Below are 26,022 nucleotides of genomic sequence, written 5' to 3'. Positions count from 1 at the left end.
GTCAGAAATAAAGCAGATGATAGCCTGATAAATTGTGTTGTAAAATGTGCACAAAATTTTTATTGACGTCTTTGTGACTGCATTATATCATTGACATAGAAACGAATCAAATTCATAGTTTTTATATGATGATTGAAAATAATTCATAACAGCAATCCGGAAATGATTTTTTTATCAGTTTATAAGCGGCTTGTAAAGAGGATTATGAAAAATGAAACGATTAAAGAACAGAAAAGAATGTATTATACATAAGACAGGGAGGGATAAAAGATGGAGATACGTCAGTTACAGACTTTTGTGCAGGCGGCACAACTGGAAAGTTTTTCGAAGACAGCAGAGATGCTGGGATATTCTCAGTCTGCGATCACCGTGCAGATGAGACTTCTGGAAACAGAGCTGAATACCAGGCTCTTTGACCGCATGGGAAAACGTGTAGTTCTGACTCCGCAGGGTAGAGAATTTCTGAAATCTGCGAATAAAATTCTCTATGAAGTAAATAAGGCAAGCAAGTCCATGAATGAGGGCAGAGAACTGACGAATCCACTTCATGTTGGAACGATCGAGTCATTATGTACTGCCAAATTCCCCAGAATTCTGAGCGAATTTCATTCTCTGCATCCACGTGTAAATCTGCAGATTACAGTAGATTCTCCAGAGAAACTGATCCGTATGATGGAACACAATGAACTGGATCTGATCTACATACTTGATACTCCGAGATGGGACGAGAACTGGGTAAAAGTCATGGAACTGGCAGAACCTGTAGTGTTTGTTGCTTCTGCTGCATCCAGATTTGCCGGAAAAGAGAGGCTGGTGCTGGACGATATTTTGCAGGAGCCTTTTTTCCTGACAGAGAAGCATGCCAATTACAGACAGGCATTGGATCAGCAGCTTGCCCTGCGCAGACAGTCCATTTCACCGGTACTTGAGATCAGTGATACTGAGTTTATCATCCGTATGCTGGAACTGAATCAGGGACTCTCATTTCTTCCATACTTTGCAGTAGAACAGGATATTTATAAACACCGGATCATCACACTGGATGTAAAAGATGTTCATATTTCCATGTACAGGCAGATTTTTTATCATAAGAATAAGTTCCGCACCAGAGAGATGGAAGAGTTTATCCGGCTTGCAGACAAGCGAAGCTGACAGCATCGTTAATATTAACAAAAATTAATGTAAAAAATAAGAAAACAGGGTTGCTTTTTCTCTACAGGGCGGTTACAATAACATTGCAAATTGAAAATAATTTTAAAAATGCTGTTTCAAGAATAGGGAACAGCATAAAATTTGCTGTCTGAAATCGGATTTTCAAAGAAGAGTCCGATATCAGAAACTATAAATTTTAAAGAAAAGGCAGGTGGAACAGAATGGATAATTGCGATTCTCATGGGCGAAGTAGTAGCACAGGATCTGAATTAAAAAGAGTATATGAGTATAGCAGCCATTCTGTTCTGCTGTAGTCATATATTTTCTGATTTTTCCATATAAGTACTCTTTATCTGTCGGCAAATGACAGTCTCGGATTGTGGAAAAAGCTGGTATCTTTTTGAGTTCTTATCCTGTTTCTATGAAATTCCCCGAATCATGCAATTACATATTTGTACAGTACATAAACAGTAAGTGCGCTTTGGGTAACTTACTATTTGTTGTGCTGAAAAAATGCATAATGAGAGTGGCAGTAAATGTAACGAATGTAACAGACTGCTTTGTTTTCGTGTGCATTTTAACCAGACTGGAAGCAAATCTGGTTATACGCAAATAGCAAGGAGGATGTTTTAATTCGTCAGACTGCAATTTTGTGGCAGCGCTTTTTGCGTTTATATGTAAAAAACGGAGGAAGAAAAGATGGAGAAAAGAGTACAGGATTATTCCAAAGAAATCCTCAAGATCATCCGTAGCAACACCTCTCCGGCAGTAATGGCGGCGAGACTTCAGGATTATCATGAGAACGACCTGGCAGATGTAATGCCGGAACTGACTGTACAGGAACGATACAAAATGTACCGTATTCTGGACACAGACATGCTTTCCGATATCTTTGAATACACAGATGAGGAGAATGCAGTAGAGTATCTGAATGAAATGGATGTAAAAAAAGCAGCAGCCATTTTATCCAGAATGGAAACAGATGCTCTGGCAGATGTATTAAATAAAATTGAGAAAACAAAGAAAAAAATACTGATCGACTTGTTAGAACCGGAGGTTCGCCGCGATGTGGAAATGATCGCATCCTTTGATGAGGACGAGATCGGAAGCCGCATGACTACAAATTTCATTGTGATCACAGACAAGCTGACAGTGAAACAGGCGATGAGCAGTCTGATTGAACAGGCAGCAAAGAACGACAATATTTCTACGATCTTCGTAGTAACAGACCAGCAGAAATTTTACGGAGCTATTGATCTGAAAGAACTGATCATTGCCAGACGGGATGATCTCCTTGAGAATCTGGTAGTGACTTCCTATCCTTATGTATACGCAGAAGAAAATATCGATGACTGTATTGAGGATCTGAAAGACTATTCCGAGGATTCCATTCCGGTTCTTGATAATGACAATCAGCTTCTTGGTGTAATCACATCCGCAAGCATCATTGATCTGGTTGATGATGAGATGGGTGATGACTATGCGAAGCTGGCCGGTCTGACTGCAGAGGAGGATTTGAAAGAGCCGCTGAAAGAGAGTATGAAGAAACGTATGCCGTGGCTTGTGATCCTGCTTGCACTTGGAATGGTTGTATCTTCTGTAGTAGGACTTTTTGAACAGGTAGTAACTTCACTTCCGATCATTATGTGTTTCCAGTCCCTGATCCTGGACATGGCAGGTAACGTAGGTACACAGTCTCTGGCCGTAACTATCCGTGTTCTGATGGATGAATCCCTGACAGGCAAACAGAAGCTGGAACTGGTTTTGAAAGAAATGCGGATTGGTTTATGCAACGGCAGCCTTTTGGGATTTTTCTCTTTTGTGCTGATCGGACTGTATATTTTCCTGTTTAAGGGAAAAACACTGATGTTTGCGTATGCAGTATCAGGATGTATCGGCGTATCCCTGCTTCTGGCAATGCTGATCTCCAGTGCAGTAGGAACCTGTATTCCGCTGTTCTTTAAGAAGATCAATATCGATCCTGCAGTAGCTTCCGGTCCACTGATCACTACCATCAACGACCTTGTGGCAGTAGTGACATATTACGGACTGAGCTGGGTACTTTTACTTGAAGTACTGCATATGGCGGGATAATTACGAAGAATATTAACTGAATATGGAGGATTTTATCCGCCTGCATGGAGTAGAAAAAATTTTCTGTTGATCAGGAATCTGGTATATGTTTTGAGCATATGCTGGGTTCCTTTTTGGTTGGGGAATTTTGGCTTTTTATAAAAAGCTCCAGAAAAATTAATATACTTGTGGTAAAAATACAGAAACTATTTCACAGTGCGAATTTCTGCGAAGATTGTAGACATGATTTGTCAGGAAAATGGAAAAATCAGGTGACAAAAATTTTTTGATAAGGTACAATAAAATATAGACTAAATGGATGACGAGATAAGGATAATCACCGGATGGATGAGGGGTGGAAGGAGAAATTACAGCGTTGATAAAGACATATTATGGAGAAGGTTTATTTGTCAATAAACAGGGTGTGACTTTTACTGAGGATATGGAATCTGAAATCCGCTCAATGCTTGGCGAGAACCATGGAGTAGGTGTCATGGGAGGATTTTATGATGAGGGTCTGCCAGTCTGTATGTTCAGCGAATTAATGGTAGATATGCTTGGATATGATTCAGCGGAAGAAATGAAACAGAAGACCAGGAGCAGACTGCTTCGGATGATCTCACCTTATCAGGGAAAATATTTTTCTGAGAAGGTATTTGCTGAGAAAACAGGTGCCGGAAATATGCACATTTCCTGCTGACAGAGGCCGGAGCAACCGTAGATATCGCATGGAACGGAAAAGAGGCCGTCGAAGCAGTCACCAAAGCAGAATCCGAAGGACAGCAGTATGGCGCAGTTCTCATGGACATCATGATGCCGGTAATGAATGGCTACGAAGCCACAAAAGCCATCCGCAGTATGGAAAAAGAAAACTCCGACGATTCCCACATGCCGATCATTGCCATGACTGCCAACGCTTTCGTAGAAGACGCTGCCAGATGCCGCGAAGCCGGAATGGATGCTCACGTAGCAAAGCCGCTGGATATCAACCGTATCATAACAGTTATTGACAGGTATACAAGGTAAATGCAATAAAGTTTAACCAAATCAAGTAAGTCCCCTGCTTCAATTGCGAATATCCGCTTGACTAATCTGCTCAACATAAGGGTGGATTAACTATCTTGGATTTTAGATTTACAGATATGCCTGAAAGTAATAGAAGTTAATGTAAAATAGGTATTAGACATAAAAGAATAAATGAATAAAATAGTAGGTGTATAGAAAACACCTGCTATTTTTTCGTCCCTGTAATTTTAACCAAGTAAACTGCGAAGTAGATATTCGGCGTAGTGCGGCTTGGAGAAGCGGATCATTTATCTGCTTGACTAAGCGGAAAACTGTATATCTGAGGGAGGTCAAAGCAATGTACAGAAAAATCATGGACTTCTTGGAAAACTGGAAAGAAAGTAAACACCGAAAACCACTTATCCTGCAAGGGGCAAGACAGGTAGGAAAAACATATTCTGTTTTGGAATTTGGACGAAAATATTACGAGAATGTGGCATATTTTAACTTTGAAATGAATCCCAGACTGAATGAAACTTTTGAAGAAAACATCAGTCCGGATTATCTGATTCCTATTTTGTCACACATAGCAGGACAGACGATCATAAAAGAAAAGACATTGATCATATTTGATGAAATACAGCTTTGCGAACGAGCACTGACATCATTGAAATATTTTTGCGAAGATGCTCCTGATTATCACATTATTGTAGCAGACAGTCTCCTTGGTGTAGCAGTTAACAGAACAAAATTTTCATTTCCTGTCGGTAAGGTAGATATGAAAACATTATATCCAATGGATTTAGAAGAATTTATGCTGGCAATGGGAGAAGAAACTCTGGTAAAACAGATCAGGAAAAGTTTTGAGACAGATACACCTCTGCCATCTGCGCTTCATGAATCTGCCATGCAGCTTTACAGAAAATATCTTGTTGTGGGTGGCATGCCGGAGTGTGTAATGAAATATACAGAGACCCAGGATTACATTCTCGTGCGCTATACCCAGGATACAATTCTTGCAAGTTATCTCAATGATATGAGCAAATATAACACTCAAAATGAGATTAAGAAAACAAGACTTACTTACGACAATATAACCGTCCAGCTTTCAAAGAAAAACACACGTTTTCAGTATAAACTGATAAAAAAAGGCGGACGCGCATCGGAATTTGAGAATGCTATTGAATGGCTATGCCTGTCTGGAATTGTGTCACAGGTATATCGGGTAGAACAGATTAAAAAGCCTCTTGAAAATTACCGTGATATTGATTCATTCAAGATTTATGTATCAGATATGGGACTTCTTTGCGCAAAAAAAGATCTGTCACCGGTAGACGTTCTCTATATGGTAGATGAGATTAATGATTTCAAGGGCGGTATGGCAGAGAACTATGTGAATGTACAGCTTGCTGTTAATGGATATCATACGTATTACTGGGAAACAGACCGGGGAGCAGAGATTGATTTTATCATTCAAAGAGATGGAAAATTAATTCCAATAGAAGTAAAATCAGCAGATAACACCCATGCGAAAAGTCTGCAGATTTATATGGAGGCTTTTAAACCGGAATATGCAATTAGATTGTCTGCAAAGAATTTTGGGTTTGAAGATAATAAGAAGATAGTTCCATTGTATGCGGCGTTTTGTATTTGATTTATTTCATGTAAAAATTAAAGAAGGGGGCTTATTTGAGTTTATTAAATTAGGTAAGTTTTCGAAACACTTTTTCAGAGAAATTTTCTCCGGGAAAGTGTTTTTTCATTGGAACTTACTTCGTAATGTTTCTATTGCTATAACATAAAAAAATTTCGGGTAAAACTTTTTCAATTGTAACGAAGAAAATTGTAAAGAGTGCAGATAAAGCAGAAGCGGATTGGGTATATAATTATCCTTATGCAGCTTTAGAAGAGGCTCTTGCCAATGCTGTTTATCATCGAGGTTATGATATCAGAGAGCCAATCGAGGTAAGAGTCGAAAAGGATATGATTGAAATTGTAAGTTTTCCGGGACCGGATCGATCAGTGACGCAAGAAGGATTAAAACGATATAAGGTTTCTAATCGTAGGTATAGAAATCGGCGTATTGGGGATTTCCTTAAGGAATTACATTTGACAGAGGGTAGAAATACTGGATTTGGCAAAATTCTGAGAGCTCTTGAAGAGAATGGTTCTCCAAAACCAGAGTTTGAAACGGATGAGGATCATAGCTATTTTATTTCAAGATTATTTGTGCATGAAGCATTTTTGAAAGAGAAAGAATCAAAGAATAATCAGAAGGGAGCTGAAAAGGAGCCGAAAAAAGGAGCCGAAAGGGAGCTGGATATATTGCGGCGATTGGAAGAAAATCCAGAGATAACTCAGGTAAAACTTATGGAGGAATTTGACTTATCGAGAAAGCAGATTCAGAAGATTATAAAGGATTTGCGTGAGGAGGGATTAGTTGAAAGGCAGGGCTCCAATAGGAGTGGAAGATGGATTGTAAAGAAATGATAGGTAACATTCTATCTGAATCAAGTCTGATTAGTCGGTTCAAATAAAGCAATTGCTTTGAGATGAATAAAAAACAGTGGCTGCATTTTGACTAAAAAATAAAAAGACCAGTACATCCAGAAGAAAAATAAATTCTGAATATACTGGTCTTTCTGATTATCTTATGCAGCCGCTTTCGCCTGTTTCTTAAATGTCTGCACACCCTCAGCCACAAGGAAGAGTGCCAGAATAGCCATAGCTGCCGCAAAGATCAGCTGGAACCAGTCGCCCCACAGAGCCTGTCCTGCACCGATCATCACGATCTTATTCTTTACAGTGATCAGCAGACTGCAGAGTGTTGCAGCAAGCATAAATACCATCGGCACATAGAACATCTTATTGTTCTTACCAGCCTGTCCGAGCCATGCACATACAGCCATAAGAGCGATACCTGCCAGAAGCTGATTGGCAGCACCGAACAGTCCCCAGATCTGGCTTAATGACAGACCACCAAGGATACATCCGACAACAACAAGGAAAGTAGTACCTACCAACGGATGAGCCAGGAACTTACGAACTCCGTCAGCATCTTTCCATGATTTCTCATCCTCTTTCAGGAAAAGTTCTGAGAACAGAAAACGTCCCAGACGTGTTCCTGTATCCAGAGAAGTCAGTGCAAATACGGATACAGCCAGAGTTAAAAGTGCATAAATTGTATTGTAAGCAGAAGAACCCTCGTCAGAGAACATCGTTGCAATACCAGCTGCAAATGCTGCCGGAGGACCACCGAAAGCTCCTCCTGTATACTTATCAAATACCATACCAACAGCAATCAGAGCAACAATACCAAGTGCAGACTCAATTAACATAGAACCGTAAGCAATCGGTTTTGCATTCTTTTCATTATCCAGCTGTTTGGAAGAAGTACCTGTAGCGATCAGACTGTGGAATCCTGAACATGCACCGCAGGCAACAGTGATAAACAGCGCCGGGAACAGAGTTCCGATAGAAGTATTCCATCCTGTAAATGCCGGAATATTAAAGGTTGCACGTCCTGTAAATCCGCATACAAAAATACCAAGAAGTGCAAGGATCATCATACCGTAAAGCAGGAAACTGGAAAGGTAATCACGCGGCTGTAGCAGAATCCATACAGGAACCAGAGAAGCAACTGCGATATACACACCTATAAACACGATCCACTCTGTACGAGTCATAACAAAACCAAAGTTCAAACCAACGATAACGATGGCAACGATACCGATAATACCGCCAATTGTTGCCGGAAGTGTACCAACACCAAGACGATTTGTTATGTATCCGTAGATAACTGCCAGTACAATAAATAATAAAGAAATCATAGCAGTTGTCTGATTTCCGGATGGAGAAGCAGTTACTCCAAATCCGCTCTCACTCATAAAAGTACCTGCAACAACGTTAACGAAAGAAGCAATTACCAGAATGAGAACCAGAAGTGCAAAGATCGTAAAGAGTCTCTGAGCTCTGCGTCCCATAGAATCACGGATGATCTCACCGACAGATTTACCTTTATGACGGATAGATGCAAATAAAGAACCGAAGTCCTGAAGTCCACCGAAGAAGATACCTCCGATGATACACCACAGAAATACCGGAACCCATCCAAATACTGCCGCCTGGATCGGTCCGTTGATCGGGCCGGCACCTGCGATGGATGAGAAATGATGTCCCATAAGGACTGCCGGTTTTGCTGCAACATAATCAACACCATCTTCCATTTCTACAGCCGGTGTTGACTTTTTCGGATCAATGCCCCATTGTTTTGCAAGCCATGAGCCGTAGCCTACATAACCGATCAGGAGCAGAATGATCGCTGCTACAATAATCAATATAGCTGTCATATTATTTTTCTCCTTTTCCCTGTGAAAAATAGTTACTGTTCACTCCGTTCTCAGTAACACGCTTCGCGATGCACAGAATTTATGCTAATTGCATAAATTCGCGCTGTATGTCTCGGGATTTTGGCATATTTATGCCAAAACACCTCGCGGGATAGTGGCATGTGAATAGTAACATAAAATAGACCTATACGAAATTTATCCCATTATTTTGCCAAAGAGTTTCTTCATGGAACGTCCCTGTGCATTGCAGAGCTGATTTCCATTGGAGAGATCAACGACAAACAGGCGGTAATGACTGAAACCGTGGAGACTCATGCGGTAACTTTTATAATGCTTCAGTTTCGGCACGGCCTTTGCAGCATCTTCAGCTACGGAAGAAGCGAGAATGATCAGCGAAATATCGGTATTCCGGTGATTAGAGTGCGGATGCACGTGGGAAATACCTCTTTTCCAGGCAACAGCGTCTAACTGTTCCAGAAGTGCACGGTCCAGATTATCTACAGAAGCGAAAAATACATATTCATTAGATTCTGCCTCCCCAATCCGGGCACTCTTTACCAGAAAATAGGCATCATTATGAGAGTGAAAAACAGCCTCTGCCACGAACGGCTCTTCCGGGCAGTCACGGTTCACATCATAATAAGCTGCATAAGAACGCAGTGTCTTTTCAAGTAATTCCTCTCTGGTCATAAAACAATCTCCTCATTCATAGTCTGCTTAAACAGCAAGGCAGATTATAAATATCCGCCTGACTTATTCACCTGTAAATGGCTTTGAATTTTTATAAGTCTGCTGATTTAAAATGATAGCACATTAAAGTGAAAAATACAAGAAATGAGAAAAAGTTATCAAGATAAAAAAGCCTTTATTTTTAATTATTGATGAACACAAGAATTACTTATAGATGAAATCAATAAAAAACAGGGATTTATTTGCATAATGAATTTCAAATTTCGATAATATCTGAGTATAATAAAATTATTGGTGATAGCTCAAATATTTTAACCGAATTAGATAAGTCCGTTGTTTCAATTGCGAATATTCGCTTGACATATTTTAATGTCACAAAAAAGATTTTTAATAAATTCGTCACATATTGACATATTTTCTCAGAACCGCTATAATTTATTTCATACTATATTGATAGGAATAAGCAAAAAGGAGAAGCGCAAATGGCAGACGATATCAGACACGAACACCATAACTCAGAGGGATATCAGGAAACAACAATTATGGAGCATCATCATCGGGCAATTATCGGTTTTGATAAAAACGGAATCCCGAAAGTATTAGTACCGGCAGATTCTTATACCCACACTCATGTCGACGAGAATGGAAATGTAACAGAGCATACTCACGAGGATAGTGTAACCGCCGACTATATGCAGGCAGTAGCCGCATACAGAAAACTTTCCCGTCCAAACAGGATGTGATTGATAACACTCCTGACCCTGCAGTAAAAGAAATGATCTTAAGAGCAGAACAGCTCAATACAGAGAAATCTGCTGCCAACGCAACCAGATCGCCACATTTTACATCAACAAAAAATGACGGTTTCTTTGCAACAAAGAATGTCAGAATCCTAATAACCGATGACAACGAGATCAACCGCGAAGTACTCAAAGCAATTCTTGAACCATTTGTATTCACTATAGATGAAGCAGAAAACGGCGAAAAAGCAGTACAGATGGCCTCAACAGTCCCTTATGATTTGATTTTCATGGACAGCCATATGCCGGTAATGAACGGAAAAGAAGCAACAAGGAAAATCCGTGAAACAGAATCCTGTATCAACTGCCATACCCCGATCATAGCCATCACAGCAGATGCAATCACCGGAGTTCGGGAAGAACTTCTGGCCGCCGGAATGGACGATTACATCGTCAAACCAATCGACACAGAACAATTATGCTCAGTGATCAGAAAATATTTGGCAGATGACAAAATCCTGAAATAATCAACACTTTTAACAGCTGCCTAATATAATTTGCAAAGGAGACACGGATATAATATGGAAGACAATAAACTATTTCAGATCGGTGATGTAGCAAAGATGTTCCACATCAGCGTAGGAAGCCTGCGCCACTACGAAAAAGCCGGTCTCCTGAAACCGGAATACACAGACAGTGAAACCGGCTACCGCTACTATAGCATCCGCCAATTTGAAGTCCTGAACACAATCCGTTATCTCCGGGTTCTGGATATGCCACTAAACGAGATAGGCGAATTTCTGAAAAACCGTGACATTGATATCATAGAAGAAAAACTTCTCAGACAAAAAGAAATGGTAGCTGCCAAATTACAGGAACTCGAAACCATCGAACGAAAAATCGACCACCGTCTCCAGCACCTCCGCGATGCCCGAAACGCAGAACTAAACGTGATCCATCTGAAAAAAATCCCGCCATATCGGATCGTATGGCTCAAAGATTCCCTGCGTCCGAAATCCTATCTGGATCTGGAATATGCTATCCGCCGCCTTGAAGAAAACCAGCCCCAGTCTCTCGTATTTCTGGGAAAAGTCGGCGTCGGCATTTCAAAAGAAAACCTCCAGTCCGATCACTTCGACCAATACGACCTGGTATTTCTTATCCTGGATGAAGAAGACACCTATTACGGCGAAATAGAACAACATCCCGAAGAACTCTGCGTCTCAATCTGCTTTCGCGGCAGCCACAACGAAGCAGATGCGTATTACAGAAAACTGACAGGCTATATCAGTGAACGCAAGATGCAGATTACCGGCGCATCCCGCGAGATTACAATGATTGACAATGGAATCACCGATGATCCCGACAAATTTGTCACAGAAATCCATATTCCTGTTAAATATGAGGAACCAATCCAAGCTTTATGATCATAACTTGTAAAAAGAAAAGATTGTAAATTGCGGGTGCTTAGGATAAACTCGAATGAATGCGAATATCCGTTTAACTTAAACTAAGTAAGGCATTTGCTTTGATTGTAGAAAAATTTTATATGATTCTGTATATTTTATTCTGTACCACAGCTTCAAATCTTTGTATAATAAAGACATCAATTATACGAACGGAGGTCATTAACTTATGGGACAGAATAACACAGCAGACAAATGGTGGAAGAAGATCGTAGTATACCAGATTTACCCAAAGAGCTTCCAGGACAGCAACGGTGACGGAATCGGAGATATCAACGGAATCATCAGCCGTCTGGACTATCTGAAAGACCTGGGAATCGGCGCAGTCTGGTTATCACCGGTCTTCAAATCCCCGCAGGATGACAACGGCTACGATATTTCAGACTACACAGACATTGATCCAATGTTTGGATGCCTCGATGACATGCAGCGTCTTATCGAAGAGGGAAAGAAACGAGGCATCTACATGATCATGGACCTTGTCCTGAATCATTCTTCCGATGAACACAAATGGTTCATAGAAGCAAAGAAGAGCAAAGACAATCCATACCACGACTACTATGTATGGCGAGACGGCGTAGAGGGAGTTCTGCCGAATGATATGAAAGCATCTTTCGGAGGCTCTGCATGGGAATGGGTTCCTGAACTTGGACAATATTACTTCCACCAGTTCTCAGTGAAACAGCCAGACCTGAACTGGGATAACCCGAAAGTCAGACAGGAACTATTTGACATGATCTACGGATGGATGGAAAAAGGCGTAGGTGGATTCCGTCTGGACGTAATCGACCAGATCGCAAAAGAACCGGATCAGAAAATCACAGCCAACGGCCCGATGCTCCACGACTATATCCGTGAAATGAGCAAAGCCACATTCCAGAAAGGTGACCTGATCACAGTAGGCGAAACATGGGGAGCAACTACCGAACTTGCCAAACTCTACAGCAATCCGGACGGCAGTGAATTCTCCATGGTATTCCAGTTCGAACACATTCTCCTCGACCAGCAGGAGGGAAAAGAAAAATGGGACCTTGCACCATTCCCATTCATGAAGTTCAAACAGATCATCAAAAAATGGCAGAAAGAACTCTACAAATGCGGATGGAACAGCCTCTTCTGGAACAACCACGATCTCCCAAGAATCGTCTCCCGCTGGGGCAATGATAAAGAATACCGTGTAGAGTCTGCCAAAATGCTTGCAACACTTCTCCACGGTTTACAGGGAACCCCATACGTTTACCAGGGCGAAGAACTCGGAATGACAAATGTAAAATTTGACATCGAAGACTACAAAGATATCGAAACCCTGAACTTATACAAAGAACGTCTGGAAAAAGGATATGCAAAAGAAGACATCATGGAATCCATCTATGTAAAAGGCCGCGACAATGCCAGAACCCCAATGCAGTGGGATGACACAGAAAATGCAGGCTTCACAACAGGCACTCCATGGATCAAAGTAAATCCAAACTACAAAACCATCAACGCCAAATCCCAGACCAGTGATGAGAATTCCATTTTCACCTATTACAAGAACCTGATCGCATTCCGAAAAGAATACCCGGTATTCGTAGACGGAGACTTCGAAATGCTCCTGGAAGAAAATGAACACCTCTTCGCCTACAAACGAACCACAGAAGATGCAAAACTCTATGTATTCTGCAACTTCTACGACGAAACAGAAACCTGCGACATGCTGAAAGAAATGAAAGACAAGAAACTTCTGATCAGCAACTATGCAGAAAGAGAATCCAACATCTTAAAACCTTACGAGGCAAGAATGTACATAGAATGCTAAGGACTTGATTTAATGAGCCTGCCGGAAAAGCAACGGCAGGCTTATTTTCAAAGATTGTATATGAAAATCGATAGGAGATTTTGATTATGATGTATGATCATGCCGTGCTTGGAGAAGCTTTGGATCTTTGCAGAGATGCAGCAACCTGGTTTGTGGAAGAAAAGGAAAGATTGGAAAAGAGTAAAAAAGTAAATAAAGAAATCGGGGAGAGAGATTTGCCAGATAAAATTAAAAGGAAATCAGGAGAATAACAATGGAATACATAGACATCGTAGACGAACAAGGAATCCCAACTGGCGAAACAATCGAGCGTTCCATCGCCCATTCGAAAGGAATCCGTCACAGAACTGCCCATATCTGGATCGTGCGAAAAATAAATAACAGATATCAGGTACTTATGCAGAAACGCGCCATGAATAAAGAATCATTCCCGGGAATGTTTGACACCTCATCAGCAGGCCACATTCAGGCCGGTGATGAGCCGCTGGAGTCAGCACTTCGCGAACTGCACGAAGAACTGGGAATTCAGGCGCAGCCCCAGGAACTGGAATTTGCCGGAAACTTCCGCATAGCATACGAAAAAGAATTTCACGGGAAAATGTTCCACGATAATGAGATCGCTTTCGTATACATTTACAGCCAGCCTGTAGACGAAACAAAACTCATCCTGCAGAAAGAAGAACTGGAAACAGTAGAGTGGTTTGACCTTGAAGAAACATATGCAAGCTGTAAAAACCACGATCCGAAATTCTGCGCCCCAACAGGAGGAATGGAAGTCATCATGAGAAAACTGAGAGGAGCGACCGAAGAATGAGATTAAAAAATGTTCTGATCGTCGTAAAAGACATTGAGAAATCCTGCAAATTTTATCATGACCTGTTCGGTCTTGACGTAGTTGTTAATAATGACGGCAACATGATCCTCACCGAGGGCCTGGTCTTACAGGACGAAACAATCTGAAAAAAATTCCTGGGAAAAGACGTGATCCCTGAAAATAATTCCTGCGAACTATACTTCGAGGAACATAACAACTGTTATGGAAGATGAGCGCAGAAAACAAACTGAACAAAAATTAATAAAATCCGGCAAAGAAGAATTCCTGAAAAAAGGCTACGCCAAAGCAAATCTCCGGGATATCTGTAAAAACGCAGGGGTCACGACCGGTGCATTTTACTTTTCATTTGAAAACAAAGAAGCATCGCACAGAAGCAATCATTCTGATGGAAAAATCAGCAGGCAGCCGATATGAGAAATTCCGACCTCAGATCAGTCAGCAGATGCAGGCAGCATTTACCAGTTACTTCACTAAATTTATGGGCAGCACTCCTGATGCAGAACTTTATCAGGATTTTAGTTACCATGCGCCTTCAGGGCTACATGGAACTGATAAAAGGAGATTATACCGTGGAAGAGAGCGTAAGACTCGCAAGAGAAATTGGCATACACGCCGATGCAGGAACAACGGCATTAATTAAATATCTCAAAGAACAAAAAGAAGTCTATCGCAGATAATGCGGTAGGCTTTTTCTGTTACCGGACATAACATTTTTCGGATTTGTTATGTGCTCAAAATTATAGTAATTTCATAAAGTCCTGTAAGCAATCCAGTTTATCAGAGTGTGAGGCTCTGCAGAGATATTTTTGCCGTGCCTTAGCATACCAGCAGATGCCATGATGAACAGGAAGTACAGAAATACCTGTCTTATATAGATGGCATTCGACCAGATGTGGACATTAGAATTATTATCAATTTTTTCAAAACTATTTACAGCATGGCACAGAACAGAGATACATTTATCGAAGAAGTTTTTGAGAAAAATATAGATATGATATTCGAATGCATATACAACTACGTTGCCATACAGGACAGAAATTAAAAGCTTGTTTTCATAGCAAAGCAACAACAAACAAAACAAGGACTTCGGTCAACTGAGTATATAGTTTATTGATTTACAAAAGGGGATTGATTTATATGATAACCAAAATAAGGAATAAAGAAAAATATTGAAAAAAGCTTGAAAATTATTTAAAAATTTTGTATAATACTTCGCAAATAGGGAGCTCAAATAGATGGGCTGAGAGTAGACTTGATTAGTCTTGACCTGGAACCTGATTTGGATAATGCCAACGTAGGGAAATAGGAAATACATGTCGTGAATGAATAGACTTGTGTATCGTGCTCTCTGTTTTTTATGTGAACTGGGGGCACCACTTTTCACAGAGCATTTCAGGCGCCGGACAACAGGAAAAGTATGTTGTTCGGCGCCTTTTTGTATACTTTCAGGGTGTTAGAAAGGAGTATATCCATGGTAAAGATTAACGGCGAGGCAAAAGAAATTGCCGGAAAAAATCTGCTGGAGTATCTGATAGAAAACGGATTTAATCCAGATCATCTGGTGGTAGAACGTAATTTAGAGATCATTCAGAAAGAGCAGTTTGGAAGCGTGACAATTCAGGATGAAGATGTGATCGAAGTCCTGCGATTTGTCGGAGGAGGTTGAAATTATTTTAATTGAATTAAGCAGTTATTCGGTTATGAGCAAGTAGCGAAACGGATGGTTTATCCGCTTGACAAGAAAATCTGGTTTATGTATTGCAAGATTTTCGAAAGAAAAACAGGAAAAATTATAAAATATCAGAGCAGCGGACTTAGGTTTTGGAAGAATGGTTTCCAACTTATGGTTGTCATGCTTATGGAATATGACTAAAAAAGAGGAGAACACAATGGAAGATAAATTTGTATTAGGCGGAAAAGAATTTAAGAGTCGATTTATTCTGGGGTCAGGAAAATATAATCTGAATCTGATCAAGGCAGCAGTTGAACAGGGGGGTGCAGAGATCATCACCCTTGCACTTCGACGTGCAAATACTCAGGAAAAGGATAATATCCTGGATTTCATCCCGAAAGGAGTCACACTTCTTCCAAATACATCCGGTGCGAGAAATGCCGAAGAAGCTGTCAGAATCGCAAGGCTGAGCAGAGCCATGGGATGCGGAGATTTTGTAAAAATAGAAATTATGCGTGATGCAAAATATCTTTTTCCGGATAATTATGAGACAGTCAAAGCAACAGAAATTCTGGCAAAGGAAGGCTTCGTTGTGTTGCCATATATGAATCCGGATCTGAATGTGGCAAGAGATCTTCAGAATGCCGGAGCAGCAGCGGTTATGCCATTGGCTGCACCGATCGGAAGCAATAAAGGACTGGCAACAAAAGCCATGATTCAGGTACTGATCGATGAGATTGACCTGCCGATCATTGTAGACGCAGGAATCGGAAAACCATCACAGGCATGCGAAGCTATGGAAATGGGAGCAGCAGCAATCATGGCAAATACAGCAATCGCCACAGCTGGAGATGTACCGGAAATGGCAGCAGCATTTAAACTGGCCATCGAAGCAGGTCGAAAAGCTTACCTTACTGGAATGGGAAGAGTACTTGCCAGAGGTGGAAGTGCATCTGACCCGCTGACTGGATTTTTACGTTAAGGGGGAAACAGAAATCATGAATGAGGAAAATCAGGTATATTTTGTAGACAGTGATAAACTCCCACCGGCAGCACTGGAGAGAAAGCACCGTCTGGAACAGGACCCGTCTTTTCGTACCAACCATATGGAGTATATGGAGGGGATGCAGGTCATTGAATCAGATATCAAAGATAAAGTACTTCGGGCAATGGATGAGTACGATTACGATGCATATACAGCGAATGATGTAGAACGTGCACTTTCTCATGAATCCTGCTCCATCGAGGATTTTAAAGCACTTTTATCTCCGGCAGCAGCACCGTATCTTGAGCAGATGGCAAGAAAAGCAGAAGAGATTACCAGAAATCATTTTGGAAATACCGTTTATATTTTTACGCCGTTATACATTGCAAATTACTGTCAGAATTACTGCATCTACTGCGGATTCAACTGCTATAATAACATCCGACGGAAAAAGCTGACATTTGAAGAAATTGAACATGAAATGCAGGTCATTGCCAGAACAGGAATGGAAGAAATCCTGATATTGACTGGTGAAAGCCGAGCATATTCTGATGTGAAATACATCGGAGAAGCAGTAAAAATTGCCAAAAAATATTTCAAAAATATCGGTATCGAGATTTATCCGGTAAATGTGGATGAGTACCAATATCTCCATGAATGCGGTGTGGATTATGTAACAGTTTTTCAGGAGACTTATCATACTGACAAATATGAAACTCTTCATCTTATGGGGCATAAACGTGTCTGGCCATACCGTTTTGATTCACAGGAACGTGCATTAATGGGAGGTATGAGAGGCGCCGGATTTTCAGCACTTCTTGGCCTTGACGATTTCCGAAAAGATGCGCTGGCTACTGCACTTCATGTGTACTATATTAACCGTAAATATCCACATGCAGAGTTATCTTTGAGCTGTCCGCGCTTACGACCGATCGTGAATAATGACAAGATCAATCCGCGTGATGTGGGAGAAAAAGAACTCTGTCAGGTATTATGTGCATACCGTATATTCCTGCCATTTGCGGGAATTACCGTGTCCAGTCGTGAGAGTGCTGAGTTCCGAAATGGAATCACAAAGATTTGTGCAACCAAGGTTTCGGCAGGTGTGTCCACTGGAATTGGCGACCATGAAGAAAAATATGAAGGCAAAGAAGATGCGGATGTTGGAGATGAGCAGTTTGAGATCAACGATGACCGTTCTTTTAGTAAAATGTATGATGATATGGAGCAGGGCGGTTTGCAGCCGGTTCTGAATGATTATATTTATGTGTAAAGAATATGAACATACCATTGCGATCACGAATCGTAAATTGGTACAGGGAGATTTCCTTGAGCAGATGCAAAACGTAATCCATCTGCATCCGCATGCAGTAATTTTGAGAGAGAAAGATCTTCCGGATGAAGAGTATGAAATACTGGCAGGAAAAATTCTGGGAATGTGCAGGGAAAGTGGCGTACGCTGCTTTCTACATTCCAGAATTTCAGTGGCGAACAGATTAGGATGCAGACAGATTCACATATCTATTCCGGTACTTATGGCTATGAGTGAAAAAGAGCGTAGTCAGCTTAGAAAAGATTTCCAGGAGGTCAGTGTTTCCTGTCATAGTATGGAAGATATGAACGCTGCTGTAGAAAACGGAGCTACACAGATTATTCTCGGGACAATTTTTGAAACAGAATGTAAAAAAGGACTGAAAGGAAAAGGCCTGGGATTTGTTACAGAAATCTGCAAAGTCTGTCCAGTGCCGGTGTATGCAATTGGGGGAATTAACCTGGAACGCCTGCCGCAGGTAATGGAAGCGGGTGCGGCAGGCGGGTGTATGATGTCTGGTTTTATGCGGATTTAGATACACGTATCCTATTTATTTGGAATGAAAGAATTGCAATTATGTGTCGTCGATGAGAATATATGTAAAAGTATATGATAAATTTAATTAAATCAAAAAAGTCTCCTGTTTAATTGTGAGTAGCAATAAGCGGGAGACTTTTGTCATATAGCTATTATTTTCGTGCAACAAGATGTGCCCGGAATCCTTTCTGTTTTTCCATAGTCAGCACTGTAAAACCGGCCTTTTCTGCCATTGCAACGAATTCTGTAGCTTTATGTATCTTCACATCACCATGTCCGAATAGATTAGCCAGCGGCATTTCCAAATGGTTCATCAACCAGATTACAAAATCCGAAGAGGTATAGTCACGCAGAATCAGACGCCCGCCCTTTCGCAGAACACGATATGCACTATTGAAAAAGTCCTGCGGATTAGGATAGTGGTGGAAGCTGTTTGAGCAGATGACTGCATCAAAAGATTCCTCTGCAAAAGGCAGATTCTCACTGTCTCCAACAAGAAATTCCGTGTTGGAAAGTTTCTTTGCCTGAGCAACATTGATCATCTCAGGAGTGAGGTCAAGACCAACATAGTGTTTCTCGGGATACTTTTCATGAAGCAGTTGGATCATTGGACCAGTTCCACATCCACAGTCCAGAACATCATGAAAAGATTCCTTTTCCAGTTCTGACAGGATTGGCGGATAGTCATCCTTACACATTTCATAAATACCGGCATGTCCGCTGTCATAGACTTTGGCTGCTTGAGTGAATTCTTTGATAGAGAGCTGTTTATATTTTTCTGGTGTCATACAATCTTCTCCTTAAAAATCTAACGGATATGATTATCCGCGTTGATATTTGCTCCTAACTCAATAATTGCTTTGCAGATATTGGGTTAAACTAAATAGTTAGATTCTTCTAACTAACATTATCATATATTTTCGAAAAAGTCAAAAAGGAATAATACTAAAGCAGAATTAGAAAATAGAATTGGCTTTCAGAGAGCAAAATGTTATAATTTTTTCTAGCGAAAATGTTGAGGGGAGAATATTATGAAATTAGATGTTTTAGGACTGCTGGGTGCCTGCTCTTATGCCTTGGACTGTGTAGAAGCAGAGCTGGTTCATGTGACAGATAAGCATGCCAAACGAGTAGCATATATGAGTGTCTGCGTAGCAGAACAGATGGGAATTCAGGGAGAAAGTCTGCAGGATCTGACGGCCTGTGCCTTATTGCATGATAATGCATTGACACAATATATTCAGGAAGAATTACATAGTGATACTACGGATATTTCAAAGTTGGAAGAACCACTGCAACTTGGGTTACATTGCTCTTTGGGCGAACGCAATATACAGGATCTTCCGTTTCAGACAGATGTAAGGAATGTCATTCTGTACCATCATGAAAACGCAGACGGAAGCGGACCTTTTGGGAAGAAGTGGACAGAAATACCGCTGTTTGCCCGGATCATTCATTTATGTGATCTGCTTGATCTGACCTGCTGCACAGGTACATTTACTTCTGATACCTGGAAGAAAGTAAAGGATTTTCTTCAGGCTGTGAACGGTTCTGTTGTGGATGAAGTGTGTATAGAAGCGTTTCTTCAGGTCTTTTCCGAGGAGAATTTTTTGCTTCTTGGAGGAGATGATCTTGAGAATTGTCTGTGGAGCAAAGTGCTGCGTATAAAACAGAATCTTAGTTTCGAACAGATTAAATCACTGGCGAAATTTTTTGCCTGGATCGTAGATTATAAATCTCCATTTACAAGTACCCATTCAATAGGAGTTGCTGAAGATGCAGAGAAACTGTCCCGTTTTATGGGCTTTGACGAAGAAACTTCACAGAAAATGTATCTGGCAGGAGCTCTCCATGATATTGGAAAAGTTGCCATAGGCAATGAAATCCTTGAGAAACCTGGTCGTCTGACAGAAGATGAATTTGTGGTAATGAAACATCATGCGGCATATACTTATTATATTCTCAACGAAATTGATGACTTTGATGAAATGCGGGACTGGGCAGCTTTTCATCATGAGCGGCTGGATGGAACTGGCTATCCATTTGGAAAAAAAGCAGAGGAATTGAATACACAGAAACGTATTATGGCATGCGTAGATATTTACCAGGCACTGACAGAAAGCCGCCCTTATAAGAAAGGAATGTCCCATAAAAAAGCCTGTGAGATTCTGGAGGATATGGCAGGAAAAGGATGGCTTGATACAGAAATCACTGCGCAGGTTGATGCCTGTTTCGGCAGTATGGAAAATAGAAATTCAAAAGAGGAGAATTAAAAAGATGAAGATAAAAACAGTTGCAGTTCTTGGTGCAGGAGTAGGATGTTATCAGGACAGTGTTCATATGAAACATATCAGCAACGGACTTAGACAAGAACTGGAGGCTATTGCAGCAGCAAAAGGAATTGATATAAGCAAAGCGGACGCATCCTCCAGTCACGGAAGCGCGGTTCCGCCATCAGCTAGATATTCTACGCTGCAGGATCTGGATGCAGGACGTCATACAGAGATTGATATGTTCTCAGGTGTGCTGATCCGCATGGGAAAAGAACTGGGAAAAGTATTATGATTCCAAGACATGGAAGCAAGGAAATTCCCACAGGTACAGTAAATAGAATATTGAATGATGCGGGGATTAAATAAATTCACGTGTCATAAAATATATTATATAGATAATACATATGATAAACATCAGAACACAAAAAGAGATGAGAAAATAAGAGGAGGAATATTATGGCTAGATACGCATATCCTGCAGTTTTTACACCGGAAGAGAATGGTCAATTTTCAGTCAATTTTCCAGATTTAGAAAGTTGCTATACATGTGGCGATGATATGAAAGATGCATTGATAATGGCAGAAGATGTATTAGCATTTACCTTATATGATTATGAAAGAACTGGGAAGGAAATACCACAACCATCAATAGCCGCTAATATAGAATTAGAGAAAAATGAATTTATTAATTTTGTTGCATGTGATACGATGGAATATCGAAAATTGCATAACAATAAATCTGTAAAGAAAACGCTTACAATTCCAGAATGGTTAAACGAATCGGCAATTGCTATGGGATTAAACTTCTCACAAGTATTGCAGGATGCATTGTTGGAAAAAATAGGAAACAGATAATTATGTAGAGATTTACTTACATTTGCATTTGGGGTGAGTAAGTATTCAAAGGATGAAATTTTCTTTATAAATTTCGAGGGAAAATATGATATATACTTGTATATACAAATCAAAATTAGGCAATATTTTATTGGCTGCTGATGAAATCGGACTTACAGGTCTGTGGTTTGAGGGACAGAAATATTTTGCCAATACACTTCCTGAGGAACACATTTCACAGGAAACTCCAATTTTAACAGATGCAAAAAAATGGCTGGATGTATATTTTTCAGGAGAAGAGCCGAAATTTACGCCTGCACTTCATCCAACTGGTTCGACATTCAGACAGGCGGTATGGCAGATCCTATTACAGATACCTTATGGCCAGACGATCACATATGGAGAAATTGCCAGACAAATGTCTGAAATACAGAATACTCCCCATATGTCCGCGCAGGCAGTAGGCGGTGCAGTGGGACATAACGAGATTTCCATTATCATTCCCTGTCACCGTGTAGTCGGCACAAATGGCAGTCTGACAGGATATGCCGGAGGAATTGATAAAAAAATTGCACTGCTTAAACTGGAACATACAGATATGAGTTATTTATTTGTTCCAAAGAAAGGAACTGCACTCTAAAAAGATATTTTATGAATGGGATATTTCCTGATAAATACAGGAGATATTAAAATATGGTAAAACAGAAACTCCCAGAGAAATCTATCATGCAGTAACTCACAGCCTTACTGTAATAAGTAAGCAACTTTCAAAGAAGAAATGAATTTTTTATTCTTCATCTACCCACACCGGCATGGGAAGATTATTTTCCAGCGCATGTTTAATTGCTGAGTAGTGTTCTACTTTGTGATGGACATGCGCTGAATCTTTCTGAAGCTGAATCAGTTTTTCTTTTATAATCTGTTCCTGATCTTTCAGAAGAGAGATAATTTCATCAATGTGAGCTGCTTCATCTGTTTCATATAAAAAAAATTTGCGAAGCTGAGAGATGGTCATTCCAGTGCGCTTGAAACAATTGATACATTTCAGGCGTTCGATATGTTCAGTATTATAAATACGCTGTCCGGAGGGAGATTTGGAAACTTCAGGAAGAAGTCCCTCTGCTTTGGTAAAGTTGGTAGACAGGATCTGGGAAATATCTGCAGCATTTCCGGCAGCTTTTGCACCAAAAGTGGAACTGACAAGACTTCCGCCTGCACCATACAGTGTATTCAGAACACCAAGCAGAGACTCCTTGGAAATTGCAGATGCGCAGAATGCCAGGAATGCCTGCCATTTCAGTCCAAAGAACATAGTCACAGGTTCGATTACTACGCCAATCTTATACAGAATACTGTTTTCTGCGTTTCCTCCGAATCCATAAGTCAGGGCAAAGAATACGATTGATACGATAGAGATCACGCTCGAACATAGATTGTAAGTCCGATAAAAAATCCTGTTTGAAACGTGTAAATTTGGAACCATCCGGAACAACATCAAAACCGCAGAAATCACGCAGTTCCTGGGAATATTTCAGAAATACGATCAGGAGTGTGTCCGTCGGGATTGAGAAAATACGCTGGATAAGAAGTGCCTTAAGCATTGGATAAAGCTGATGTTTGCGAGGTCTTCCGGTACTGGCGTAAAAATGAGAAATAAAAGAAACAGGAACAATTTCATCAAGGTTAATGGCTTCATCAAAAAGCGAAAGGAACTGGTATTTGTCGTTGTCGAATTTATTCTGGCAATCTTCAAAAATTTCTGCCGACAAAAGATTTCTACTATCCGGGCAGATTGTATGAGGGGATTCAGATTTATATTGACCGGAATTATGTGAAAGAGGCGGGGAAGGATTTCCTATCCGAACTGGGAGTAAATACAGAACAGATTGCAGAAGTTTTTTGCGGAAAAGACGGTCTTTACCTGTACCGGATGAACGATTCTCTTCTGGAACTGGTGAGAGAAGTGTGGGAGATGAAAGAAGAACCTGAGTTTGGTATGCTACGATATTTTACAGTACGGCTTCTGCATGAACTGATGAAGATGCCTGGGGAGAGTGAAAATATGAACTGTTTTACCAGATCACAGATTGCGATTGTCAGAGACGCAGAAGCTATGATCATGCAGGACCTTTCCAAAAGAATCACAGCAAAAGAAATGGCAGACAGGTTTGGAATCAGTGAGAGCAGTTTCAAACTGTATGTGAAAGGGATTCTGGGCGACAGTTATCTTGCATATTTCAGAAAGAAACGGATGGAAAAAGCAGCAGAACTTCTGGAATCTACGAACCTGAAAGTAATTGAGATCGCAAATTCTGTCGGGTATGAGAATCAGGGGAAATTTGCAAAGGTGTTTGCAGAGACTTATGGGGTTTTGCCGTTGGAGTATAGGCGGTTGTCTAAATAAGTATCTAAAGGATTTGGGGTAACAAAAGGCTCAATCATGTAGATTTTGTGATAAAATAAATGAAAACAGGTTAAAAAGAATAGCGAATGGAGGTACATAGATATGGACATTTCAGAATTTATAGAAGTTGCAAAGAACCTTAATGTTCTTGGGATTAAGGTTACTCAGGATGGAGAACTTATAGCAGAATGGCACAGTGAGCCGGAGTGCAGAAGAAATATTTATTCTGCGACGAAGAGTTTTACTTCCTGCGCAGTAGGGTTTGCGGTTCAGGAGGGGCTGATCAGTCTTGACGAAAAACTTACAGATGCTTTTTCAGAAGATTTACCGGATTCCATTGATGATAACTTGAAAGCGGCAACGGTTCGTGATCTTCTGACTATGTGTCTGGGGCAGGAACAGGGAAGTCTTATGGGAGAGCAGCGTCCTTTGTACAAAGAGGACGACTGGGTAAAAATGTCCTTATCGATTCCATTTAAATATAAACCGGGGACACATTTTGTGTATAACAATGTTGGTCCATATCTTGCGGGCATTCTCGTGCAGAGACGTTCCGGATGTGACCTTGTCTCATATCTTACACCAAGACTTTTTTCTCATCTTGAGATTAAACGTCCTACCTGGGAAACAGACCCGTTAGGAAACAGTTTTGGTGCAGGTGGATTATTTCTTACACTTTCGGAATTACATAAGTTTGGACTTTTCTATCTTAATAAAGGAAAATGGAATGGCAGTCAGATACTGTCTGAAAAATGGATAGAGGAAAGTACGAAAGCAGCGGATGTAAAACATTATGGCTATCTTTTCTGGCGGGGCGAGTACAATTCTTTTCGTGCAGATGGAAAATACTGCCAGATATCAATGATCCTCCCGGAAAAAAATGCAGTCATCTCATTTGTCGCAGAATGTCGCGCAGGAAAAGAACTTATGCGGGCTGTTTATGATCTTATTTGTGCGAAGCTGTAAAAAATGAAACATTATTAGATGAGACTGCAGAGAGAGTCTGAAAATACAAAGAAAAATTTTGATAAGTAGGAATGGTTAGAAAAAATGGCAAAATTATATTTCAGATACGGAGCAATGGGCAGTTCGAAATCTGCTAATATTTTGATGGTTCGATATAATTATGAAGAGCGTGGTCAGTATGCGGTATTGTTAAAACCGAGGACTGACAACCGGGATGGGGAACATGAAATTCAGTCCCGGATTGGGTTGTCAGCTCCGGCTGAATATGTGGATGAGTTCTTAAAAGAAATTGCTGAGTTCTGGGATGATGAAATTTCGGAATATACGTATCATGGAAAAAGGGTAGATGCGATTCTGGTAGATGAAGCACAGTTTCTTTCACCGGAAGAAGTAGACACCTTATCTGATATCGTGGATTTTTACAATATTCCGGTTCTTTGTTATGGACTTCGTACAGACTTTTTGAATCATCTATTTTCTGGTTCCAGGCGGCTTATGGAAATTGCAGATGTCATAGAAGAAGTCCCGACTGTCTGCTGGTGTGGAAAGCGGGCACAGTGCAATACCAGATATGCCAACGGAAAAATCGTCCGGGAAGGCGCACAGATTATGCTTGGCTCGAATGAGAGTTATGTGGCACTTTGCAGAAAGCACTATAAAGAGGGGAGATTGTGGAAAGAGGATCCCAAAGGGGACGCTTAAGCCGCGTCCCCTCTGGACACCCCTTGGTTTTTTTTATTAGCGCTTGGATTGTGGTATGGGGTAGGGTATTAACTTGACGTATTCGCTAGGTGTGGTAGGGCGCGTTGCTTTGTGGTGGCACGACCTAGTTCGAGATATGGTTGGTATCTGGGCAGTGTGCTTACATTTTGTATCGCCTTTTTGGATATGGATATTGTTAATGTTAAATCAGCAGTATCCATACTAACAT

Annotated in this window: 29 protein-coding genes, 3 pseudogenes and 1 riboswitch; of the genes and pseudogenes, 27 read left to right on the top strand and 5 right to left on the bottom strand. The window is 40.7% G+C overall.

Annotation, left to right across the window (positions count from 1 at the left end):
- The first annotated feature begins 270 nt into the window (after window positions 1-270).
- The 6 genes from KQI87_RS13305 (at window position 271) to KQI87_RS17035 (ending at window position 6,720) form a co-directional block, all read left to right on the top strand.
- Complete coding sequence (locus KQI87_RS13305) at window positions 271-1,152, top strand: LysR family transcriptional regulator (RefSeq protein WP_216460555.1); 882 nt, start codon at window positions 271-273, stop codon at window positions 1,150-1,152.
- 699 nt (window positions 1,153-1,851) lie between these two features.
- A complete protein-coding gene (gene mgtE / locus KQI87_RS13300) occupies window positions 1,852-3,246 on the top strand; it encodes a magnesium transporter (protein ID WP_216460554.1) in 1,395 nt (464 codons plus the stop codon).
- A 355-nt stretch (window positions 3,247-3,601) separates the two neighbouring features.
- Window positions 3,602-3,925 (top strand): hypothetical protein, encoded by a 324-nt coding sequence (locus tag KQI87_RS13295; protein WP_216460553.1) that lies wholly within the window; start codon window positions 3,602-3,604, stop codon window positions 3,923-3,925.
- Window positions 3,919-4,251 carry a response regulator gene (locus KQI87_RS13290; RefSeq protein WP_216460578.1) on the top strand — a complete coding sequence of 111 codons (333 nt, stop codon included), beginning with the start codon at window positions 3,919-3,921 and terminating at the stop codon, window positions 4,249-4,251. Before KQI87_RS13295 ends, KQI87_RS13290 begins: the two co-directional genes overlap by 7 nt.
- Window positions 4,252-4,588: 337 nt before the next feature.
- Window positions 4,589-5,884 carry an ATP-binding protein gene (locus tag KQI87_RS13285; protein WP_216460552.1) on the top strand — a complete coding sequence of 432 codons (1,296 nt, stop codon included), beginning with the start codon at window positions 4,589-4,591 and terminating at the stop codon, window positions 5,882-5,884.
- A gap of 152 nt (window positions 5,885-6,036) precedes the next feature.
- The gene (locus KQI87_RS17035) at window positions 6,037-6,720 is read left to right on the top strand and encodes an ATP-binding protein (protein ID WP_330655861.1); all 684 of its coding nucleotides are present in this window, start codon (window positions 6,037-6,039) and stop codon (window positions 6,718-6,720) included.
- A gap of 161 nt (window positions 6,721-6,881) precedes the next feature.
- Here the strand turns inward: KQI87_RS17035 and KQI87_RS13275 are convergent, their stop codons facing one another.
- Both KQI87_RS13275 and KQI87_RS13270 read right to left on the bottom strand, forming a co-directional pair.
- Window positions 6,882-8,579 (bottom strand): carbon starvation CstA family protein, encoded by a 1,698-nt coding sequence (locus tag KQI87_RS13275; protein ID WP_216460551.1) that lies wholly within the window; start codon window positions 8,577-8,579, stop codon window positions 6,882-6,884.
- 195 nt (window positions 8,580-8,774) lie between these two features.
- On the bottom strand, window positions 8,775-9,269 hold the full coding sequence (locus KQI87_RS13270) for a hypothetical protein (RefSeq protein WP_216460550.1): 495 nt from the start codon (window positions 9,267-9,269) through the stop codon (window positions 8,775-8,777).
- Window positions 9,270-9,751: 482 nt separating this feature from the next.
- On the opposite strand from KQI87_RS13270, the gene KQI87_RS13265 reads away from it, so the two are divergent.
- The 13 genes and pseudogenes from KQI87_RS13265 (at window position 9,752) to KQI87_RS13205 (ending at window position 18,612) form a co-directional block, all read left to right on the top strand.
- A complete protein-coding gene (locus KQI87_RS13265; RefSeq protein ID WP_216460549.1) occupies window positions 9,752-10,012 on the top strand; it encodes a hypothetical protein in 261 nt (86 codons plus the stop codon).
- A gap of 32 nt (window positions 10,013-10,044) precedes the next feature.
- Complete coding sequence (locus tag KQI87_RS13260) at window positions 10,045-10,536, top strand: response regulator (protein WP_216460548.1); 492 nt, start codon at window positions 10,045-10,047, stop codon at window positions 10,534-10,536.
- Between the two features lie 54 nt (window positions 10,537-10,590).
- Window positions 10,591-11,436 (top strand): MerR family transcriptional regulator, encoded by an 846-nt coding sequence (locus KQI87_RS13255; protein ID WP_216460547.1) that lies wholly within the window; start codon window positions 10,591-10,593, stop codon window positions 11,434-11,436.
- A gap of 208 nt (window positions 11,437-11,644) precedes the next feature.
- Window positions 11,645-13,273, top strand: coding sequence for a glycoside hydrolase family 13 protein (locus KQI87_RS13250; protein ID WP_216460546.1), 1,629 nt, complete (start codon window positions 11,645-11,647; stop codon window positions 13,271-13,273).
- An 86-nt stretch (window positions 13,274-13,359) separates the two neighbouring features.
- Window positions 13,360-13,524: a hypothetical protein gene (locus tag KQI87_RS13245; protein ID WP_216460545.1), complete on the top strand. Its 165-nt coding sequence runs from the start codon at window positions 13,360-13,362 to the stop codon at window positions 13,522-13,524.
- 2 nt (window positions 13,525-13,526) lie between these two features.
- On the top strand, window positions 13,527-14,087 hold the full coding sequence (locus KQI87_RS13240; RefSeq protein WP_216460544.1) for an NUDIX hydrolase: 561 nt from the start codon (window positions 13,527-13,529) through the stop codon (window positions 14,085-14,087).
- Window positions 14,084-14,302, top strand: a pseudogene (locus KQI87_RS13235) (VOC family protein); the annotation flags it as partial. The gene KQI87_RS13240 and the pseudogene KQI87_RS13235, both read left to right, overlap by 4 nt.
- Window positions 14,303-14,309: 7 nt before the next feature.
- Window positions 14,310-14,522, top strand: a complete 213-nt coding sequence (locus KQI87_RS13230) for a TetR/AcrR family transcriptional regulator (RefSeq protein ID WP_216460543.1) — start codon at window positions 14,310-14,312, stop codon at window positions 14,520-14,522.
- Window positions 14,519-14,785: a hypothetical protein gene (locus KQI87_RS13225; protein ID WP_216460542.1), complete on the top strand. Its 267-nt coding sequence runs from the start codon at window positions 14,519-14,521 to the stop codon at window positions 14,783-14,785. The genes KQI87_RS13230 and KQI87_RS13225 overlap by 4 nt, the downstream gene beginning before the upstream one ends.
- Window positions 14,786-15,318: 533 nt before the next feature.
- Window positions 15,319-15,426: riboswitch (TPP riboswitch) on the top strand.
- A gap of 153 nt (window positions 15,427-15,579) precedes the next feature.
- Entirely contained in the window at window positions 15,580-15,774 is a 195-nt protein-coding gene (gene thiS, locus KQI87_RS13220) for a sulfur carrier protein ThiS (protein WP_216460541.1), read from the top strand.
- 223 nt (window positions 15,775-15,997) lie between these two features.
- Window positions 15,998-16,762, top strand: coding sequence for a thiazole synthase (locus KQI87_RS13215; protein WP_118510996.1), 765 nt, complete (start codon window positions 15,998-16,000; stop codon window positions 16,760-16,762).
- A gap of 16 nt (window positions 16,763-16,778) precedes the next feature.
- Window positions 16,779-18,038: a 2-iminoacetate synthase ThiH gene (gene thiH / locus KQI87_RS13210; protein ID WP_216460540.1), complete on the top strand. Its 1,260-nt coding sequence runs from the start codon at window positions 16,779-16,781 to the stop codon at window positions 18,036-18,038.
- The gene (locus KQI87_RS13205; protein ID WP_253292522.1) at window positions 18,031-18,612 is read left to right on the top strand and encodes a thiamine phosphate synthase; all 582 of its coding nucleotides are present in this window, start codon (window positions 18,031-18,033) and stop codon (window positions 18,610-18,612) included. Before thiH ends, KQI87_RS13205 begins: the two co-directional genes overlap by 8 nt.
- Window positions 18,613-18,766: 154 nt before the next feature.
- Here the strand turns inward: KQI87_RS13205 and KQI87_RS13200 are convergent, their stop codons facing one another.
- Window positions 18,767-19,402: a class I SAM-dependent methyltransferase gene (locus KQI87_RS13200; RefSeq protein WP_216460538.1), complete on the bottom strand. Its 636-nt coding sequence runs from the start codon at window positions 19,400-19,402 to the stop codon at window positions 18,767-18,769.
- Between the two features lie 243 nt (window positions 19,403-19,645).
- Between KQI87_RS13200 and KQI87_RS13195 the strand changes: the two genes are divergently transcribed.
- The 5 genes and pseudogenes from KQI87_RS13195 (at window position 19,646) to KQI87_RS13175 (ending at window position 22,361) form a co-directional block, all read left to right on the top strand.
- Window positions 19,646-20,887 carry an HD-GYP domain-containing protein gene (locus KQI87_RS13195; protein ID WP_216460537.1) on the top strand — a complete coding sequence of 414 codons (1,242 nt, stop codon included), beginning with the start codon at window positions 19,646-19,648 and terminating at the stop codon, window positions 20,885-20,887.
- 22 nt (window positions 20,888-20,909) lie between these two features.
- Window positions 20,910-21,167: pseudogene (locus tag KQI87_RS13190) on the top strand (ketopantoate reductase family protein); the annotation flags it as partial.
- An 8-nt stretch (window positions 21,168-21,175) separates the two neighbouring features.
- Window positions 21,176-21,253, top strand: a complete 78-nt coding sequence (locus tag KQI87_RS17340) for a type II toxin-antitoxin system HicA family toxin (protein WP_216460577.1) — start codon at window positions 21,176-21,178, stop codon at window positions 21,251-21,253.
- 90 nt (window positions 21,254-21,343) lie between these two features.
- Window positions 21,344-21,742 carry a type II toxin-antitoxin system HicB family antitoxin gene (locus KQI87_RS13180; RefSeq protein ID WP_216460536.1) on the top strand — a complete coding sequence of 133 codons (399 nt, stop codon included), beginning with the start codon at window positions 21,344-21,346 and terminating at the stop codon, window positions 21,740-21,742.
- Between the two features lie 85 nt (window positions 21,743-21,827).
- Window positions 21,828-22,361: a methylated-DNA--[protein]-cysteine S-methyltransferase gene (locus KQI87_RS13175; RefSeq protein ID WP_216460535.1), complete on the top strand. Its 534-nt coding sequence runs from the start codon at window positions 21,828-21,830 to the stop codon at window positions 22,359-22,361.
- A 147-nt stretch (window positions 22,362-22,508) separates the two neighbouring features.
- On the opposite strand, the gene KQI87_RS13170 is transcribed toward KQI87_RS13175, so the two are convergent.
- A complete protein-coding gene (locus KQI87_RS13170) occupies window positions 22,509-23,033 on the bottom strand; it encodes a MerR family transcriptional regulator (protein WP_330655860.1) in 525 nt (174 codons plus the stop codon).
- A 67-nt stretch (window positions 23,034-23,100) separates the two neighbouring features.
- A pseudogene (locus tag KQI87_RS13165) lies at window positions 23,101-23,490 on the bottom strand (transposase); the annotation flags it as partial.
- 23 nt (window positions 23,491-23,513) lie between these two features.
- Here KQI87_RS13165 and KQI87_RS13160 point away from each other — a divergent pair.
- The 3 genes from KQI87_RS13160 to KQI87_RS13150 all read left to right on the top strand — a co-directional run bounded on the left by KQI87_RS13160 (window position 23,514) and on the right by KQI87_RS13150 (window position 25,793).
- Complete coding sequence (locus KQI87_RS13160) at window positions 23,514-24,125, top strand: helix-turn-helix domain-containing protein (protein ID WP_216460533.1); 612 nt, start codon at window positions 23,514-23,516, stop codon at window positions 24,123-24,125.
- Between the two features lie 102 nt (window positions 24,126-24,227).
- Entirely contained in the window at window positions 24,228-25,091 is an 864-nt protein-coding gene (locus tag KQI87_RS13155) for a serine hydrolase domain-containing protein (protein ID WP_216460532.1), read from the top strand.
- An 84-nt stretch (window positions 25,092-25,175) separates the two neighbouring features.
- Window positions 25,176-25,793, top strand: coding sequence for a thymidine kinase (locus KQI87_RS13150; RefSeq protein WP_216460531.1), 618 nt, complete (start codon window positions 25,176-25,178; stop codon window positions 25,791-25,793).
- The last annotated feature ends 229 nt before the right edge of the window (window positions 25,794-26,022 follow it).

It is taken from the genome of Blautia sp. MSJ-9 (genome assembly GCF_018919065.1).
GTDB lineage: Bacteria > Bacillota > Clostridia > Lachnospirales > Lachnospiraceae > Blautia_A.
Note: the sequence above shows the minus strand (reverse complement) of the source record. Positions and strands in the feature narration are given on the sequence as shown.

Excerpts from the sequence above, each read along its gene's own strand:
- KQI87_RS13275 (WP_216460551.1), bottom strand. The coding sequence starts at position 8,579 with ATGACAGCTATATTGATTATTGTAGCAGCGATCATTCTGCTCCTGATC.
- KQI87_RS13255 (WP_216460547.1), top strand. The coding sequence starts at position 10,591 with ATGGAAGACAATAAACTATTTCAGATCGGTGATGTAGCAAAGATGTTC.
- KQI87_RS13170 (WP_330655860.1), bottom strand. The coding sequence starts at position 23,033 with ATGTTCTTTGGACTGAAATGGCAGGCATTCCTGGCATTCTGCGCATCT.
- KQI87_RS13180 (WP_216460536.1), top strand. The coding sequence starts at position 21,344 with ATGGCTAGATACGCATATCCTGCAGTTTTTACACCGGAAGAGAATGGT.
- KQI87_RS13245 (WP_216460545.1), top strand. The coding sequence starts at position 13,360 with ATGATGTATGATCATGCCGTGCTTGGAGAAGCTTTGGATCTTTGCAGA.
- KQI87_RS13175 (WP_216460535.1), top strand. The coding sequence starts at position 21,828 with ATGATATATACTTGTATATACAAATCAAAATTAGGCAATATTTTATTG.
- KQI87_RS13150 (WP_216460531.1), top strand. The coding sequence starts at position 25,176 with ATGGCAAAATTATATTTCAGATACGGAGCAATGGGCAGTTCGAAATCT.
- KQI87_RS13230 (WP_216460543.1), top strand. The coding sequence starts at position 14,310 with ATGGAAGATGAGCGCAGAAAACAAACTGAACAAAAATTAATAAAATCC.
- thiH (WP_216460540.1), top strand. The coding sequence starts at position 16,779 with ATGAATGAGGAAAATCAGGTATATTTTGTAGACAGTGATAAACTCCCA.
- KQI87_RS13305 (WP_216460555.1), top strand. The coding sequence starts at position 271 with ATGGAGATACGTCAGTTACAGACTTTTGTGCAGGCGGCACAACTGGAA.
- KQI87_RS13195 (WP_216460537.1), top strand. The coding sequence starts at position 19,646 with ATGAAATTAGATGTTTTAGGACTGCTGGGTGCCTGCTCTTATGCCTTG.
- KQI87_RS13205 (WP_253292522.1), top strand. The coding sequence starts at position 18,031 with ATGTGTAAAGAATATGAACATACCATTGCGATCACGAATCGTAAATTG.
- mgtE (WP_216460554.1), top strand. The coding sequence starts at position 1,852 with ATGGAGAAAAGAGTACAGGATTATTCCAAAGAAATCCTCAAGATCATC.
- KQI87_RS13250 (WP_216460546.1), top strand. The coding sequence starts at position 11,645 with ATGGGACAGAATAACACAGCAGACAAATGGTGGAAGAAGATCGTAGTA.
- thiS (WP_216460541.1), top strand. The coding sequence starts at position 15,580 with ATGGTAAAGATTAACGGCGAGGCAAAAGAAATTGCCGGAAAAAATCTG.
- KQI87_RS13155 (WP_216460532.1), top strand. The coding sequence starts at position 24,228 with ATGGACATTTCAGAATTTATAGAAGTTGCAAAGAACCTTAATGTTCTT.
- KQI87_RS13265 (WP_216460549.1), top strand. The coding sequence starts at position 9,752 with ATGGCAGACGATATCAGACACGAACACCATAACTCAGAGGGATATCAG.
- KQI87_RS13225 (WP_216460542.1), top strand. The coding sequence starts at position 14,519 with ATGAGAAATTCCGACCTCAGATCAGTCAGCAGATGCAGGCAGCATTTA.
- KQI87_RS17340 (WP_216460577.1), top strand. The coding sequence starts at position 21,176 with ATGATTCCAAGACATGGAAGCAAGGAAATTCCCACAGGTACAGTAAAT.
- KQI87_RS13215 (WP_118510996.1), top strand. The coding sequence starts at position 15,998 with ATGGAAGATAAATTTGTATTAGGCGGAAAAGAATTTAAGAGTCGATTT.
- KQI87_RS13270 (WP_216460550.1), bottom strand. The coding sequence starts at position 9,269 with ATGACCAGAGAGGAATTACTTGAAAAGACACTGCGTTCTTATGCAGCT.
- KQI87_RS13240 (WP_216460544.1), top strand. The coding sequence starts at position 13,527 with ATGGAATACATAGACATCGTAGACGAACAAGGAATCCCAACTGGCGAA.
- KQI87_RS13285 (WP_216460552.1), top strand. The coding sequence starts at position 4,589 with ATGTACAGAAAAATCATGGACTTCTTGGAAAACTGGAAAGAAAGTAAA.
- KQI87_RS13260 (WP_216460548.1), top strand. The coding sequence starts at position 10,045 with ATGATCTTAAGAGCAGAACAGCTCAATACAGAGAAATCTGCTGCCAAC.
- KQI87_RS13200 (WP_216460538.1), bottom strand. The coding sequence starts at position 19,402 with ATGACACCAGAAAAATATAAACAGCTCTCTATCAAAGAATTCACTCAA.